This is a genomic window from candidate division TA06 bacterium (genome assembly GCA_004376575.1).
Lineage (GTDB): Bacteria > Hydrothermota > DG-26 > E44-bin18 > E44-bin18 > E44-bin18.
This window is the reverse complement of sequence record SOJN01000070.1, coordinates 68766-85774: the sequence shown is the minus strand read 5'-3', so window position 1 is coordinate 85774 and position 17009 is coordinate 68766. Positions and strand designations below refer to the sequence as shown.

15 protein-coding genes are annotated in these 17009 nt (G+C 48.6%); 3 read left to right on the top strand and 12 right to left on the bottom strand.

Going from position 1 to position 17009, the window contains the following annotated elements; all coding sequences use genetic code 11:
• The first annotated feature begins 763 nt into the window (after positions 1–763).
• Positions 764–1204, top strand: coding sequence for a hypothetical protein (locus E3J62_05800; protein ID TET46053.1), 441 nt, complete (start codon positions 764–766; stop codon positions 1202–1204).
• A gap of 314 nt (positions 1205–1518) precedes the next feature.
• Here the strand turns inward: E3J62_05800 and E3J62_05795 are convergent, their stop codons facing one another.
• The 5 genes from E3J62_05795 to E3J62_05775 form a co-directional block, all read right to left on the bottom strand.
• On the bottom strand, positions 1519–1812 hold the full coding sequence (locus E3J62_05795; protein ID TET46048.1) for a TIGR04076 family protein: 294 nt from the start codon (positions 1810–1812) through the stop codon (positions 1519–1521).
• 319 nt (positions 1813–2131) lie between these two features.
• Positions 2132–2605, bottom strand: a complete 474-nt coding sequence (locus E3J62_05790) for a hydrogenase maturation protease (protein ID TET46047.1) — start codon at positions 2603–2605, stop codon at positions 2132–2134.
• Positions 2606–2614: 9 nt separating this feature from the next.
• Complete coding sequence (locus E3J62_05785) at positions 2615–4078, bottom strand: Ni/Fe hydrogenase subunit alpha (protein ID TET46046.1); 1464 nt, start codon at positions 4076–4078, stop codon at positions 2615–2617.
• 12 nt (positions 4079–4090) lie between these two features.
• Positions 4091–5071, bottom strand: coding sequence for an oxidoreductase (locus tag E3J62_05780; protein TET46045.1), 981 nt, complete (start codon positions 5069–5071; stop codon positions 4091–4093).
• A 1-nt stretch (position 5072) separates the two neighbouring features.
• Positions 5073–7232 carry a hydrogenase iron-sulfur subunit gene (locus tag E3J62_05775; protein TET46044.1) on the bottom strand — a complete coding sequence of 720 codons (2160 nt, stop codon included), beginning with the start codon at positions 7230–7232 and terminating at the stop codon, positions 5073–5075.
• Positions 7233–7661: 429 nt separating this feature from the next.
• Between E3J62_05775 and E3J62_05770 the strand changes: the two genes are divergently transcribed.
• A complete protein-coding gene (locus E3J62_05770; GenBank protein TET46043.1) occupies positions 7662–9203 on the top strand; it encodes a hypothetical protein in 1542 nt (513 codons plus the stop codon).
• Positions 9204–9562: 359 nt separating this feature from the next.
• On the opposite strand, the gene E3J62_05765 is transcribed toward E3J62_05770, so the two are convergent.
• The 3 genes from E3J62_05765 to E3J62_05755 all read right to left on the bottom strand — a co-directional run bounded on the left by E3J62_05765 (position 9563) and on the right by E3J62_05755 (position 11915).
• Positions 9563–10183, bottom strand: a complete 621-nt coding sequence (locus E3J62_05765; protein TET46042.1) for a methyltransferase domain-containing protein — start codon at positions 10181–10183, stop codon at positions 9563–9565.
• 262 nt (positions 10184–10445) lie between these two features.
• Positions 10446–11576, bottom strand: a complete 1131-nt coding sequence (locus tag E3J62_05760) for an aspartate--ammonia ligase (protein TET46041.1) — start codon at positions 11574–11576, stop codon at positions 10446–10448.
• 147 nt (positions 11577–11723) lie between these two features.
• On the bottom strand, positions 11724–11915 hold the full coding sequence (locus E3J62_05755; protein ID TET46052.1) for a SelT/SelW/SelH family protein: 192 nt from the start codon (positions 11913–11915) through the stop codon (positions 11724–11726).
• Between the two features lie 237 nt (positions 11916–12152).
• Between E3J62_05755 and E3J62_05750 the strand changes: the two genes are divergently transcribed.
• On the top strand, positions 12153–13985 hold the full coding sequence (locus tag E3J62_05750; GenBank protein ID TET46040.1) for a hypothetical protein: 1833 nt from the start codon (positions 12153–12155) through the stop codon (positions 13983–13985).
• A gap of 18 nt (positions 13986–14003) precedes the next feature.
• Here the strand turns inward: E3J62_05750 and E3J62_05745 are convergent, their stop codons facing one another.
• The 4 genes from E3J62_05745 to E3J62_05730 form a co-directional block, all read right to left on the bottom strand.
• On the bottom strand, positions 14004–14711 hold the full coding sequence (locus E3J62_05745; protein ID TET46039.1) for a hypothetical protein: 708 nt from the start codon (positions 14709–14711) through the stop codon (positions 14004–14006).
• A complete protein-coding gene (locus E3J62_05740) occupies positions 14711–15601 on the bottom strand; it encodes an exo-alpha-sialidase (protein ID TET46038.1) in 891 nt (296 codons plus the stop codon). Before E3J62_05740 ends, E3J62_05745 begins: the two co-directional genes overlap by 1 nt.
• 30 nt (positions 15602–15631) lie before the next feature.
• Complete coding sequence (locus E3J62_05735; GenBank protein TET46037.1) at positions 15632–16129, bottom strand: DinB family protein; 498 nt, start codon at positions 16127–16129, stop codon at positions 15632–15634.
• A 269-nt stretch (positions 16130–16398) separates the two neighbouring features.
• Complete coding sequence (locus E3J62_05730) at positions 16399–16605, bottom strand: cold-shock protein (protein TET46036.1); 207 nt, start codon at positions 16603–16605, stop codon at positions 16399–16401.
• Positions 16606–17009: the final 404 nt, after the last annotated feature.

Here is a 17009-nt window from a genome sequence, read left to right as displayed (position 1 = left end):
TTTGCAAATCTGCGTGGCAGGCACCGCTGCAGCCTCCGGGAAGGACCTTGTAGGGGCGTGGCCTGTCCTTCGAAGCCACGAAGGGCGAAGGAGGGTTTCCGCGCCCGTCTTAGCGTAGATACCCAAATCTGCAAATTTGCATGCCTGCCCCGTTTCTTGCGAAGCGAGATACACGGGGCCTGGCATCAAGCTCTTAGAGTTTCGGATTTAGGATTTATGTTTAGTGTGTTCTTGCTTTTTGAAAGAGATCTGGATAGAATTCCGCCAGATGCGTACACATCACCTTCTTCTGCTCACCTTGTTCTTATCAGTGGCCTTCTCGTTTCCAGGCCAGTCTCGGGCCACCCCCGAGTATTCCGAAAGTACAGAACAGAGCTGCAAGACCTGCCACCTGAAGCCTGAGGGCGGGGCGCTGACCGAGAAAGGACTCGAGTACGCCGCGTCGGGCTATGCGTGGCCCCCTGAAGGCGGCTACAGGGTGATGGGACCGATAAGGAAGTCCGTGAGGCTGTTAATAGGCACTCTTCATATCGTTGCGGCTTTCTTCTGGTTCGGCACGATACTATACGTGCACATACTCCTCAAACCAGCATATGCGGCAAGAGGTCTTCCGAAGAGTGAGGTGTTCCTTGGCCTTGTCTCAATGGCGACAGTGGGAACTACAGGAGTGCTCCTTACAATATCGAAAATAAAGAATCTTGATGTGTTATATAGCAGCACATGGGGACTTTTCCTCTCCGCAAAGATTGTCCTGTACTTGATCATGGTCACCTCCGCCCTCTTCGTCGTGCTTTTCATAGGGCCGAAACTCAAAAGAGGTACAAAGAAGGCCATCCCCCCAGAAGGAGGGATCTTTGATCCACCCACCCTTTCAGCCTTCGACGGAAAGGACGGCAGACCGGCCTATGTCGCATACAAAGGAAAAGTCTTTGATGTAACTGGTCTCAAGCTGTGGCAAAACGGCGCCCACATGAAGCACTCTTCGGGCTCGGACCTCACCGATGCCCTTTCAAAGGCCCCACACGGTGAAGAGAAGCTCGAGTCCTTAGAAAACATTGGTTCCTATGATGCAGCGCGCAAGCCTGAAAAGACTGCCCCACAGAAGGCGTTTTACTTCATCGCCTACATGAACCTCGTCATCGTCTTTTTGGTCCTGTTTGTCATTGCCCTCTTGAGGTGGGGAATGTGGATATCCCTGCGATGAGCTCACGCCACAATGGACACGAAAATAGAAGATCGTCGGAGATCCTGCCTGTCCCGAGCCTGTCGAGGGGAGCTTGTCGAAGGGAAAATCGAAAATAAGACCTCAGGAGACCTAAGCACGAAATTGACGCAATAGATGGGCAATAAGGGCAAAAGTCACGGCGAAAATCTATCCGTAGATTGCTTCGTCATTTCATTCCTCGCAATCACACGCGTTTTTTGTGGTCGGGGAAGTTTGGGGTGCTTTGCAGTCCGTACTTCTTGCGTCGTGTTGAGGAAGAAAAAAACTTGAATTTGTGTAGTGGGCGCGCAGTGTTATTCGGTTCTGGCTATCTCGAAGACTACTGTCCCCCCGCCAGTGTAAGTGCAGGGGTCTAAGCACTGGACATAGGCGCTCTTCCTATCCTTTGAAAGCCCAAGATCCCTTGGATCAACCCCTCTGTAGATCGAATTGTAAAAGGGCAGAATAGAACCCAGGGAGTGCATGCAGAGATTATCCGTCTCCTCGCAGTTAAGCTTGTAGCCCTCATCCAGAACTATCCTATCCCCTACCTTGTAGACTGGACAGTTCCCCTTGATTTCAACTACTTTAATGATGAGCTTTGGCATTTTATCTCACACATATTGCGGTTCGCGGTGCCGACAAAGGACTCCCATACAATACTAACCCGTCCTCTCTGCGGCGTCAAACCGAAAAAGCTAAGCCCTGCATCGACCGAGCGCCGAAGTCGAGGTGAACCCAGCAAGAAGCGCAACCAAGAGATCTTCCAAAAGCAGATCCTTCGACTCCGTCCTTCGGACTCCGCTCAGAATGACAGGGTGGGGTTGCATTTGGGGCCAGACGAAAAAGACCATCAGAAAAATACCCTACCGTGTCTATCAACAGGGCAGGGTGTTCTTAGAGCTGATTAGCACTTGTTGGTTGAGACTAATCAGCTCTGAGCATCTCCTCTTCAATTATGGTTTCGACTATTCCAGGGATTGCTCTTTCTACTTCAGGACTGCACCCTTCTTGGAAGACCGTTGCATCCTTTATCTCGATAGCATAAATCGCAATTACCTCGGGCACCTCCATGTTCAGGCGCCTTCCAACCTCCAAGGTAGTTGCGAAATTAATCTGATGCCTTGCGGAAGGACGGACTGTAGGATCCAAGTCAGAGCAGGCCAGGCGGTGAAGCTCTCCGACCTGGCCTCCTTCTGTATTCATGGAATCGATTACTATCAGTTTTTCGTATCCGCAGATGATATCAAGTAGCTCAAGCCCCGAAGCAGAAGCTTCAACAACATCTACGAATTTTTCATCGGTGTTCTCTTTTATCCTGTTGGCTACCTCTACCCCAACACCATCATCACCAAGAATGGGGCTTCCCATCCCAAGGATGAGTGTCTTTGCCCTGTCCATCTTCGAACCTTAATCCCTTTTTATTGTTCTGATGAGGTTCTTGTTTGAATCGTAAAGGTTGACCTCAAGTGGCATCTCACCAGGAAGCGAGTGTGTGGCACAGGCAAGACATGGATCATACGCGCGAAATGCCATCTCCACCATGTTCAAAAGACCTTCAGAGACATTTCCACCCTTTATGAGCCCTGAAGCTGCCTTTTTGATCGACATGCACATTGCTGCCGAATTGTTCACAGTGGCGACTATTAGATTAACTCCTGTCAGAATACCGTCCTTGTCTGTCTGATAATGATGGAAAAGCGTTCCTCGGGGTGCTTCAACGACCCCGATCCCCTCATCAGGCGTTGCAGTAGGAATATTCCGAATATTCGTACCAGTCAATTCAGGGTCTGCCGCAAGCTCCAACATCCTCTCGGCCGCATAAAGGGCCTCCACCAGTCTTGCCCAATGGAATGCCAATGTGTTGTGAACCGGCTTCCCACCCAGCGTATCGAACATCCTCTCGTATTCAGACTGTGCCAGCGGTGTGGCCATCCCATCAGATGCATTCAACCTTGCAAGAGGGGCGACTCTGTAAACGCCGCTCTCTTCGCCATCTACAAATCCCTTCCATCCAATCGCCTTCAAATAAGGGAACTTTATGTAACTCCACGGCTCCACGTGCTCAGCAATGTGTTCAAGGTAGTCTTGCGCCTTGAATTTCGCGATCTCTTTGCCCCCGGGAGACACCACTCTCAGCTCACCGTCATAGAAATTCACGTGGTTGTTTTCATCGACCATGCCCATATAGTAAGTGTTATGTTTATAGATGTCGCCCACTATGAGATCCACATACGTTTTGTTCTTCAGAACCACGTCATCAAATAACTTGAGGAGGAACTGAGCAAACTCAACGGTGTCCTTGGCAACCTTAACAATCTCTTCTCTCTCTTCTTCTGTGATACCTTTCGACACACCGCCAGGGAGACCGAACACGGGATGAATTATTTTACCTCCTATGTTGGTGATAATCGCTCGCAATCTCTTCCTCGTGTCAATAACCTTGCCAGCGGCCTCAAGCCCGACTTTCCCTATCACTCCCAGTATGTTTCTCTCAGTGGCAGGAGCATCCGGACCTACGACGAAATCCGGCCCGCCCAGGTACACAAAATGGAGAGTATGATCTTCAACCATGAAGATAGAGTAGAGAAGCTCCCTTATCTTCCTGGCCGTAGGAGTAGGTTCAACATGGAAAAGGTCATCCAATGTTTTTGTTGCTGCCATATGGTGCGCCATCGGACAGACACCGCATATCCTTGTGGTAATGCGCGGCATTTCGTCGGCAGGTCTGTCAACACAAAACTGCTCAAAGCCACGGAGTTCAGGCACCTGGAAATATGCGTTTTCCACATCACCTTTGTCGTCGAGAAAAATCTCTATCTTTCCGTGTCCTTCAAGCCTTGTAATCGGATTTATCGTTATTCTCTTTGCCATGCTAGACCTCCGTCACTCTCTTTTTCGTGTTCTAAGTAAAGACGAGGGAAGCGAAAACCTGTAAAAGGTTCCAGCAGGATCGGCTATTTTATTTACTATCTCTGCTGCCTTTTCTTCAGAGAACTCCTCTTCGCCTTCCAATCCAAGAATGGACGCGATCGCCGATGCCATTTTGGCACCTTGATCTCGAACCTCCTTTGTAGGACCAAAACACCCCCTGCACGGCATATTGGCCTTTATGCATCTGCTATCGCAACCCGACCTCGTTGCAGGCCCAAGACAGATGAGACCTTCCTCAAGAAAGCACTTCTCAGGGTCTGGAATTATCTCATGTACTCTTTTTACATCTTTCATTACCAGCTTCTCTGGTTTCTTCTCACCCCTTGGACAGTCGCCGCACAGTGATTTCTCAGGAGCAAGGACTGACCCTTTTTCGGGGAGATTCCCCTCAAGAATCGCAGTGACCGCGCCCATAATCAAGTCAGCCGGCGGCGCGCATCCAGGTAGGTAGTAATCTACATCGATTACCTGGTCTAGAGCCTTCACAGTTTCAGAGAACTCTGGAAGTGTCAATTCACCTTCGGGCATCTTTGTGGAGAGCTGCGGAAGGATCCTATCGGGGTTTACGACGGTAGGTGCCGTCTCGTAGGACCTTGTCAGTATTGCCTCTCTATCGTGGAAGTTGGCAAGTCCTGGTATGCCTCCCAGATGAGAGCAGCTTCCAAATGCAACAACCAGCCCGGACTTCTTTCTGAGAAGCTTCACAATCTCTTCTTGCTCGCTGTTTCTTATCGCACCATTTATGAAGGATACAGCAATCTCGCCGTCTTTCATCGCCTCTATGTCTTTATACTTGAAGTCCAAAGCCACAGGCCAGAAGACTATGTCTACCGCGTCTACGACCTTAAGTATGTCTTCATTCAGATCAATTACCGCCTCTTCGCATCCTCCGCATGAAGCACACCAATAGAATGCCACTTTTGCTTTTGCCATCTTATGCCTCCGTCATCTCATTAAGAATGCTAACCAGCTTTCTTGGTTCCTTCTGTCCGACCCATTCTATCCTCAGTTTACCAGGGTCGATACCCAATGATTGGACAAGCCTCTTGGTGACAAGCACACGATTCTGCGCTTTGATGTTACCCGTTATGAAGTGGCATGAACCGAGACAACATCCGGCAACCAGTACACCCTTTGCCCCCGCCCTGAAAGCATTCAACAGGACTTGTGAGCCAACTCTGCCTGTACATGGAACCCTGACTATCATCACATTCTCTGGATAGGTAAGTCTCTCATAGGGAATGTTGTCTGCTGCCTGATATGCACAATTCTCACACAACAGGGCCAATATCTTGTCCTTGCCATCGCTTAGAATGCCGTCTACTTGGGCAAGTAGCTCAATATCTGTTGAAACCTCCAGCTGATTGGCACCACTCGGACAGGTTGCAGAACATATCCCACACCCTCTACACAGGGAGGGATCAATCCTGTACTCTCCGTCCTCTTCCATGATTGCACTATAGGGACACACCCAAGCGCAAATTCCGCAGTTCTTCCCACTGCACATGTCGTTGTTTATCTCTGACACAGGATTGGTGACCTCAATAGACTGTTTGGTGAACATACTGACCAGATTCCCTGCAATGTAGTCTGCACTTATCAGAGTTCGAGTGACATCTTTAGGATAGGAGGAACACCCGGCCAGGAATATTCCGTGTGGATTTGCATCTATTGATAGGGTCGAACAGACATAATTCATCGGGAATTCATCCTCTACAGGCAACCTTAATTTCTTAAGCACTTCTTTCGAAGGTACATAGCCTGTTGAAAGGACAACGCAATCTGTCTCAATCTTCAGCAATTCATCGAGCACCATATCCTCTGTATGTACCATCAACTTCCCGTCTCTTTCAGTGATCTCCGAGGGTCTTCCCCTGATTAGATTTACACCAGAGTCCCGTAGAGAGGAGTAGAGTGATTCAAATACGCCGTAGGTCCGCATATCAATATAGGTCAGATATACTTCAGTATCCGGGCTCACATCCTTTGTCAGCTTCGCTTCTTTCATTCCAATGAAGCAGCACACTCTGGAGCAATACGGCAAATAGTGCTCATCCCTGGAACCCGCGCAGTTTATGATGACCACAGATTTCGGTTTCAGCTCCCCTCGCACCAGCTTTCTTTCATATTCCAACGCTGTATAGACATTCTTGTATCTTCCATATCCGTATGCCGTTATCTTGGACGCGTCAAATGGTTCAAGTCCAGTAGCTACGATAATAGCACCGACCTTCAATTCTATGTCCTTTTCTTTAACATCTAGATTTATGTCCTTGCATATTTCAGTGCATTTTCCGCACCTATCGCAAGAGGACCAATCAATGGCATAGGTATTCGGGTATGTCGGCTCAAAGTAGATGGCTTTTCGCTCAATACCATTGTCCTGCACTGTAATCGGACATACGTCTACACACTCACCACAAAGGTTGCACTTCGCTATTGGGTTCGGTTTAACTTTCAGTTTGATGGTATAGTTGCCGATGTTACCTTCTACTCCCTGCAGTTCAGCGCCAGTCATAACAGTTACGTTGTTTCTTCCGACGGTGTCAAAGATTATGCGATTCAGAGTATGAGACACAGGTGTACCCTCGGGATAGACCCTATCGAGCTTCCCGACCATACCGCCAATGAACTGCTCTTTCTCAATCAGGTAAACACCAAGTCCCGAATCTGCACAGCGCCGCGCAGCCTCCAAACCAGCAATACCAGCCCCTATTATTAGGACATCCCTACTGGCAATGTCTATCTCTCTCTTGAATCTACCCTTTGATGTTTTCTTCTTCTCAATAGCTGCTCTGATTAGCGCTTTCATTTTTTCGTCTCCATGCCCCACATACGCAGCTTGCTCCCTGATGTTTACTATCTCAGCATCGTATTTCTTAAAGAATGTATCTGCAATCCGTGGTGTACAGCCTGCAACTATGATATCCCTTGCCCCATGTTTCTGTATCATTTCCTCGATGTACTTTATTCCCTCTGGCGAGCAAAGGTAAGAATGCTTAAAGGTAGGAAGCTGTTTTCCTAAATTGAGATCTTTGGGTAGATCTATTTCTCCTCTGCAATCACACAAAAAGAGCAGCATCTGGTCTTTCATCTCTTTGGTCCTCCTGACTGTTTGGTGAAATCCTTTTTCTTGACATGGTTATGTGGGACGAAACCGCGTCATTTCATATCACAAAATTGGATGAAAAATACAACGCAAACACGACTCATCATCTCCAGAGCTACTTTGTGAAAAAGTTCACAAAGGCTCTGAAAAATTTTTCCTTTCTCCGCAGGACATGATACGGAGTACCCCATACCCTGTCAACTGAAATCCCACACAAATCCCCAGAAACTGTGCACACGGTGACCAAATCCGACGGATGTGCTCAAGGAATAGCCTGGCCTGGGGGTCGAGGGAGGCCACAGACCCTGGATCCCCAATCTAGGTCGTAGAGGTCCCGGTTGGTGTTGACAAAGATTCAGACACTTGCTAAAGTCCAGGTAAGAACAATTGTGTGAGCTGAAAGGGGCGAATCAAATGAAAAAATCAAGGGTTTTGAGGTTTTGGAGTGGCCTCTGTGGGCTTCTGCTGCTAGTGTTTCTCCCCACTGTTATGTTTGCACAGTGGTCGGTGCCAGTTCAACTCACCTCTGACCCAGGCGCCGACCTGAAACCAACAGCCTCTGTCTACGGAGAGACCATTCCGTGGTTCTCCTCCAGTTGTCTGACATGGGAGAGCAACCGAGATGGCGACTGGAACATCTACTCCGTGTTCAATACAAATGGTGATAGTTGGTCTCAGGCGATTGCAGTAACCTCAGATTCTGGAGCTGACCTGAATTCATCTGTAGCGAGAGACGACTCCCTCTTCTGGGCGGCGTGGCAGAGCGACCGGACCGACAATCGGGATATCTTCGTCAGCTCCTCCACGGGGAGCACCTGGTCCACACCGACTCAAATCACCGCCGACTCGAACAGCGATGAGAATCCCTCCATCTTTGCGTCTTCTTACTCAGGCACCCTCTGGGTCGTTTGGGAAACCGAAAGAGATGGCAACTGGGACATATATGCGAGCTGTTACAACGGGAGTGCTTGGTCTGCACCTATGTCCATCACCTCTGACAGTTCTGATGATCGGAGACCTTGTGGTATCTGTAGTGCGCCATGGCTCTACTGTCCACCATTGGTTGTCTGGGAGACTAACCGAGAGGGTGACTGGGACGTCTACTACAGCGTCTATCAAAGCGGATCTTGGTCTACTCCTGAACCAGTCGTTTCTGACCCGGGTGATGACCTCCGCCCAACCCTGGCAGCCGACTTCTTTGGTGAGGGAGTCTGGGCTGTATGGGAGAGCAATGCCGCAGGAAATCCCGATGTTCTCTGCAGATACTACTCCTACTTCTCCGGAGACTGGGAGGAAATAGACACCGTCACAACTAGTCTATTCAGAGACGCGAATCCAGCGGTCATTGATTTTCACCTCCCTGTTGACGCGGAGCTGTATCTGGGCTGTGTCCTGTGGATGAGCGACCGGGATGGGGACAACAACATTTACTCATATGAAATTCTCGGGGGTACTCAACCAGTAGACCTCAATGCAGCAAACGATTCTCTTCCAGCCGTCACTGGCGTAACCGATTACACGTATCTCTGGCTGTGGGCCATATGGCAGAGCGATAGAGATGGAGATTGGAACATCTATGGGAGTTATCAATGCTATCTGATTGGGGTAGAAGAGCAAGCCGAATTCCGATCTCCGATTTCCGAATCTCGACTGTTCCAGAACCGTCCAAACCCATTCACCCGAACCACCATCATTCGCTATTGCATAGCACAGAGGGGCCCGCCCACCAACCAACTCGTGAATTTGTCTATCTACGACTTGTCCGGCAGGTTGGTGAGGACTCTAGTAGATGAATTGAAGGAGCCTGGTTACTACTCTGTACACTGGGATGGGAAGGACAACGCTGGCAGGCAGGTCTCCACTGGAATCTACCTGTACCGACTCCAGGTCCGCAGCCTTGGGGGCGAGCAAGCCCGCGCCCTTTGCAGCACAAAGAAGATGGTTGTCTTGAAGTAGGTTTGCTGTCGGGCGATGAGAAAAGCGCGTGGTAATCGGTGGGTTCATCAGAGATTAGAAGCTCGAGTGCGCTCATCTCGCCTGGCGAGTCTCCCAGCCTGTCATCAATCGATATCGCTGAAAGTGGAAAAGACCGGACGGTGCCCCGGCACCGTTCCGGTCCAGTAAGCTAGTATGCTGGTTGTCTCTGTTCAGGCTAGTCCTTCGATCCATAAATTCGGTGACGAATTTATTCACTCAGGACTAGTGCTGAGTGAGCAAAGTGAGTACTTGGATTCAGACCCGAGAACGTCAGTCTCGGAAGTCTGGCCCTCGATTTGTTCGCTGGCGCCAAACTTGTGATGTTCTTGGGTTACAGCTTATAGCTTCGGCTGCTTGTCAACCCAGGCAAAAGATGTTATAGGTGGGTTGCCACCTCCAGTCGTTCCTGCGACTGAGAAGCCACGAGACTTCAGGAAATGTTCGACATCAAACGGCGGCGTCCCCTGAGACCGGCTTCCGTAGGCGCCAATGATAAGGCGGCCCCCTGTACAGACTACTCGGGAAAGCAACCGCTGAAGGTATTCTTCAAGAAATTCGATTGGAAGGCAGTCGTGCATTGTATACACATACTGAAACTGTCTCGGCGGCTCCCAATCCCACGCATTGCCAACATGGAAGTTGGATTTGTGCGCTGGAAACCTCTGCTTTGCGAGTTCAATCAGCTCGGCACCTTGATCAAGACCATGAGGCGTCAATGCTGTCCCCCGTTCACTGGCCCACTCAACTAGACACTCAAGCAGGAATCCGTTAGCACAGCCGACATCCAGCAAATCGCCGTCCATTTCTATTGCTTCCAATATCGGTTCACGCTCTGACCGCCAGCGCAGGGGGCCACCACCGAAACCGGATTGGCGAATTGGGTCACTTTCAGTCAAGTAGGATGCTTCAAGCTCCTTGAGCTGCTGAAGGAAACTGGCTGGAAGTTTTCGATCTACCATTCTCTATTTTCGTCTCCCGTTTCTAGTGATCTCGGTTAGCCTCTCTTCCCAGATTGCTTCGTCGCCCAAGGCTCCTCGCAATGACAAAAAAGGGACTTGTCGTTGCGAGTCCTGCCTGTCTTGAGGGTATCCGAAGGGAGCACAATGAAGGGCCAAGCAATCTCGCTTTTCAATTTCGTAATTTCGCAGTTTCGCAATTTCGTGTTCTTGGGCTTGTTTTCGATCTTCGATCTCCGATTTTCGGCATTAAGAATTCGGGGGGTTACTCCAGAACATGAATGTTCTTCTTTTTGCACATGTCCTTGAGTATCTTTGGCCACACGGTCACACTGACCTCTCCAAGGTGCGCCTTCTTAAGCAGAAGCATATAGGTGCGGGACTGTCCAATACCGCCACCAATACTGAGCGGGATCTCATTGTTAACGATTGCCTGATGGTAGGGTAACTCGAGGAAATCTTGCTGGCCAGTCATCTCGAGTTGTTTCTTGAGCGTCTCAGCGTTTACACGAATGCCCATGGATGTCAGCTCGTGCCGGCGCTTTGTCACATGGTTCCAGACAAGGATATCACCGTTAAGACCATGCATGGTCTTGCCGGTCTCAGATCTTGTCTCGGTCATCCAGTCGTCGTAGTCTGCCGCTCTCATCTCGTGCGGGTAGCCATCCTCAAGTGTCCAGCCAATTCCAATGATGAAGACCGCGGGGTATTCCTTCACTATCTCTGTCTCGCGCTGTTTGCGGGGCAGGTCGGGGAATTTCTCAAGGATCTCCTCGGCATGCAGGAATGTAAGCTGCTCAGGCAGACTGGGATATTTATCCGTCTTCAACTGGGGAAAAAGCTCCTGGACACGGACTTCAGCGCCCTTGAGAACCTTCCAGATCTTCCTCACCACTTCCTTCAGGTAGTCAAGGTTGCGCTGCTTTTCCGTTATCACCAGTTCCCAGTCCCACTGGTCCACATATGCGCTGTGATCGTGGTCTAGAAAATAATCCTTGCGCACAGCTTTCATGTCTGTGCAAATCCCCTCTCCTACCCTCATGCCAAACTGTTTCAGCGCGACACGCTTCCACTTGGTTGCGGCCTGCACGACCTGGGCATCGACCGGGTTTTTATCATGGTCATTTGAAATGTGAAACTGAATTGGAGTACGTGAGCCGTCACGGTCCAGCATGTCGTTCACGCCGCTCTCAACGTCCACGATTAAAGGGACCTGAACCATTATCAGATTCAGTTCCTTGCATAGATTATCCTCGATATAGTCTTTCGCTGCAAAGAGGGCTTCCATTGTCTCCTTTGCGGTCAGCAAAGGACTGTAGCCTTGTGGCAGGATCTTCACCAGCTCATCATAGTCGCCGATGCCAGGCCCAGCCAGGTCTGCTTTCTTGTCTGCCATTCTGTTCCCTCCAGGCTGTTTTGTGGACAAGATTTCTTGCTATGCCATCTAACTGCCGCGATTATATAAAAAACGCGACTTCACTTCCAGCGAAATGTGTACGATATCGGGTAGATTTGATGACCAGCTCTCAGCCTGTCTCTTGTTTTACTCTCTCTCTGGATGAGGGTTCGTGTACTTGCGGATCTCTTCAAAGATTTCCTCATTCTCGGGGAATCTTCCACCTTTTTCCTTCTTGTTGTAAACCACGTTATCATTTATGGTCACTTCGTAGATACCCCCGTGCCCTTCCTTCAGTTTCGCAGTGATGCCAAACGCTTTGTCGATTGCGGCCGCCAGACTGGAGGCCGGACCATCGTAATCTCATTCGACGCAGTAGGTGATCTGAATATTGACCAGTCTCTGCCCAGCGTTTCCATTACTCATCGTGGATCTCCCTTCTTTTGTGAGCTTCTGAAAGCGATAGTCGATGACGATCAGAATAGCATGGTCAATCTGGTCCGTCAAAGGGAGATATGTACAGAAAGTCTGTTTGATTGGACACTCTCAATGTGATAAAATCTCAGATGAGAAGTGTTGGAGAGTGGAACTCAGGTCTCAGAATCAGCAATAGGAGATAATACAATAAGACTGAACAAAGCAATCGCCGCATTGTCGATGGGAGCAATCGTAGGCTTTATCGTGGGCCTCATCTCGTTTCATGCCTCCATCGTGCCGACTGGCTATATCCAGTATGGGATGTTTCGATTGACTGCCTCCATTCTCCAGGAATCCCTGAACAAATGGATGTTCTTGTCTATTGTTGTAGTTTCATTTGTCGCGTTTCTTGTTGAACTCAGAATCCGCATCAAAGACCGGCGCATGCTCAAGGTTTTCTGGCTGTCCTTTGTCTCAATTCTCTTCTTCTTTCTCAGCACGTGGGCACTCAGACGTTATTGGCTGCCTGAGAAGTCCTTTCTCATGAACATATTGGTACATGCTGAGATGTTCCTTCTCGCGATAATTCTGGGAAGGGTCCTGATGAAAATGAAATGGAAAACATCGCCCAAGCTTTTGAGAATAAGACATACTAGAAAGCCAGGGCTTGTTTTGATCGTGTTCCTATTGCTTTTGAATCTGGGCATTATTATTGATAGGAGAATAAACTCCCCAACAGGACCGAACATTGTTTTGATAATAGTGGATACGCTAAGGGCAGACCACGTTGGTTGCTATGGATACAGCAGAAACACGACGCCAAGTATTGACAGGTTATCTCTGAACTCAATTCTATTCAAGAACGCCATCTCTGCTGCCCCGTGGACTACTCCTTCTATAGGAAGCATGTTTACGTCTCAGTATCCCGCGGTGTTAGGTTTTAGAGACAAGCCTATAATAATAGATCAGAGATTTCTGACTTTGACGGAGATATTCAAGGAAAACAACTACGTGACAAAAGGCATAATCTCTCACGCTCATGTTTCTTCTGCCCTTGGATTCGGCCAGGGATTTGATTCCTATGATGAAGAAAATGCAAAAGGGCACGGCTATATTTCTTCTCCCTCGATAACAGAAAAAGCGATATGTTTTCTGAGGACACGCAAGAATCGCAAATTCTTTTTGTTTCTTCACTACTTTGACCCGCATTTTGACTACATTCTCCATGAAGACTACGATTACTACCCGGATTATAATGGCCCTTTACACAGCAGTCAGCCCATACGTGAACTCCGAGAGAAAGCTCCGCAAATGACGGCAGACGATGCTCGATACATCAAGGCTCTATATGATTCTGAAATAAGCTTCACAGATGAACACATAGGGGTCGTTCTGGATGAGTTGAAAAACCTGGGATTATATGACAATACACTGATTATCCTAACTGCCGACCACGGTGAGGAGTTTCTGGAAAGAGGTGATTATTGGATCGGCCATACTAAGAAATTGTATCAGGAGCAAATACATGTCCCATTGATAATGAAGCTGCCGGGCCACAATGAACAGGAGATCATGCACGAATACCTTGGTCTAATAAATTTGATGCCAACCATTGTTGATTACGCAGGCTTGTGGATTCCTGGTGAATATAGATGCGAAGGGCAAACCATAGATATGAGTGATATCGAAGAGTTGGGGAACAGAGCAATATTCAGTCAAACAAGAAGATGGACCAGTCTACAATCGGTGACGTGGAAGGGTTGGAAACTTATTTACAATCCAATTGTCAAATCAAGGCAACTGTTCAATTTACAAAAAGACCCAGCGGAATCCAGGAACCTCGCAAGAGAAAATGACAAAGCTCTGAACGCAATGGAAATAGTCTTGCAGAAATGGAATGGTCAGATAAAGTCTAGGAAGACACAAGCAGAAGAACCCGATTTTGCAGAGGAGCAGAAAAGACACCTAAGGTCTTTAGGCTACCTTCAATAGATGCGAGTCCCCTTCCCCTCAAAATTTGGTGTCGAGAAGTTCAGAATCAACATGACGTTTCTCCACTTTCACCCAGTCTGAAGGTATGTTAACCTCGAACATTCCTGCCGAAAATCCAGGATCAAATTCAATATCCTCGCATTCATAAATCTCGTGCACCAACAATATTTCTCCTGCTTCCAGCAAATGTTCTTTCTTCAGGAGGACACTTCTTTCCTCATCTATCCAATAGGTAAGGGTCACATCTCCCTGGTCGTACCTCCCTCTTGTTCTCAACACCTTGCACGCCCTCCCAGCCACATCTTCTTCACCAATATTCTTCACCGGTCCAAAGGGTGCCATCTGATAAGGCATCTTCCAGAAGGGCCCTCTCCGGAGCCCCTTAATCTCCAGCCAGTTTGCTTGTTTCAGTAATGGTGCAAGTTCCCAGAGGAACTTTCCGTTATGTATCCATTCCTCAGTTTGCCCTCTCTTTGCGGGATAGGCCGCCCCCCACTTAGCAACCAGATGAAACTTCCTTCTGTCTATCACAATATCTATCCTTGTCCCCTCCGAAAACTCGACTTGTCCTGGCATTCTGGACTTATACACCCAGACACCTCTGAAACGCTTATTATCCTTATTAGTCTTTTCCACGAGTGACCGCTCCGAAGTCGATCCTCCGCAGCCGAGAATAAAACCTGCCAAAAGAAGAAAACCCAGCAACTTTGACTTCCTTTTCGCCATCAATCCCTCCCTTCCTCCTTCCATTCTATCATGTTACTCCAGCTTTTCCCTCTATCATTAGATGTCAGGTAATACGTTTGGTAGTCAAGTCTTGCACCAGGAGTGATGTGAGCAAAACTTGGTACGACCGCGTGACAGAATAAATATAGAGTGGATCCGACGGGAATAACATAGGGCTCCTTGATAATCACCAATCGCTCGCCCGTAGTCTCACTGTTCCAGCTTCTCCCGTTGTTTTCTGAATATGATATGTAGATGATGTTCAGTCTTCTGCCACCGACATAGGTCAAATATACTGTTCCATCTTCTCCGACTGCGATCGAGGGATCCTCCCCCTCTCTTAACCAGGTATCTTCATTCCAGCTTCTTCCACCGTCGAAAGAGCAGGAAAAGTAGACGCCCGATGGCCTGGCCACTCCTGTTGGCGCTCTTTCACTTCTTTCCACCCAAACCACAAAGACCTTTTCGCCTTTGCTGATGATCTCTGGATCCTCTCTTTGAGCCCATATTTCATCATTCGCTACAACTGGACCTATCCAGGTCTTTCCACCATCCAATGACCTGGAAACATAGACTGCCTTCTTTCCCTTTCCCACTCCCACCTGAGCAAAGTGAAGGACATCGTCATCTCCGCAGGCCAGGGAATATCCCCATACCGCATATCCCATAGAGGGTATGGTACTTAATCCAATCCAAGTTCTGCCACCGTCGTCTGAAGAGGTGAGGCGGTAATCTTCAACTCGAAACAGTTTACCCTTGCTATTCCTGACCACAGTCCTGCTTTGATACTGTCTGAGAGCCTGCTCAATTCTGTCCTGTCTGTCACACTCAGAAGAGAATAGCACCAACATTCCCACCATAATCAGCCATGACACTTTTTTCAGTTTCATCACCCTAGGCCACCCTCCGCAGACGATCTCTCACTCAGTAACCTCTGTTCCAACTTCGTTCTTTGCATGTAGCATTCTCAGGTACGCAGCTATTTGTCCCCTATGATGGGTCTCATAATCCAGGTTTCCGCGGACGATAATCCACCACGCACTCACTCTGCCACCAAACCTCTCATCATGTATCATTTCAGTCAGGTGTTCTTCAGATAGACCTTCAAGTAGTCCCTCGCGAATCTGGCCTGTCCGCTTCAAATCAGTAATCAACTTAATGTATTCGTCTCGGTTGTTCACGTCTGCCAGCCCTGCTATGCCTCGCACTGGTGAGAGGTTTTTCGTCTCAAGCATTCTGAACAACCACTCATCAGCATCAATGATGTGTTGGGCAAGATCTGCAAAACTCATTGAATCACTCTCGATTCTCCAGTTCTCTGACCCAGCCGGAACGAGCCTCAACCGTCTTATAGTCGAATCTCTTACTGCAATTGATAATTCAGCCAATCTCTTTCCTTCTGGGGCACCCACAATCATTCCCCCCTCAAGTCACATCACGTTCCTTATACCATATCTAAAGAAAGACGGCAACAAGGAAGAGAAGATGGGCGCGGAAACCCTCCTACGCTGTGGCTACGGAGGGCAGGCCGCGCCCCTACTCGATACCACGATCCGAAATTCCGAAACTGGGAAATTATGAAACTGAAACCAAGACACGGCACGCTATTTTGAGCTCTGACAAAATGACAAGCCCCGGAAATCATCTCTCGGCGATTTCCGGGGCTCCATCTTAACCAAAAAGGGCGTTATTCCTCTACTCGATTCACGTTTGTCGCTTGCTTCCCCTTTGGACCATCGACAATTTCGAACTCAACCTTATCATTTTCAGATAGGGTGCGGAATCCGGAACCTTGGATGGCAGAGAAATGGACGAATACGTCCTCACCACCGTCTTGCTCAATGAACCCATATCCCTTCTGGTCATTGAACCACTTAACTCGACCTTTGGGCACTCCGACTTCACCTCCTTACTCGTAGTCTCGCTAGGTGGTAAGCCAATCTGGGACTGCGTCCACGTTCTCTGCGGCCCCTACAACAAACACGCACGGCGTATAAGACATGCAGTGCGTGTCGCACTCCCAAAAACTCTTCTCACCTGCAATTCCATTGTACACCTAACACATTTTCTTGTCAATACTTTTCTCAACTAAAGTGACAATAACACTGAAGCCTGAGCCATTTCTTGCTTATATCCTCATATCTGTAGTTTTTCGATTTCTTGGATTCTGCCGTACTCCACTCTGGACTTCCCAGGCTTTCATTTTGCGTTTTGGATCGAGACGGAGCCAGCATCTGTGCCTCACAGAAAGAAGTAACATCAGTACTGGACAGATTCTGCAACCGCCTGTACAATCAC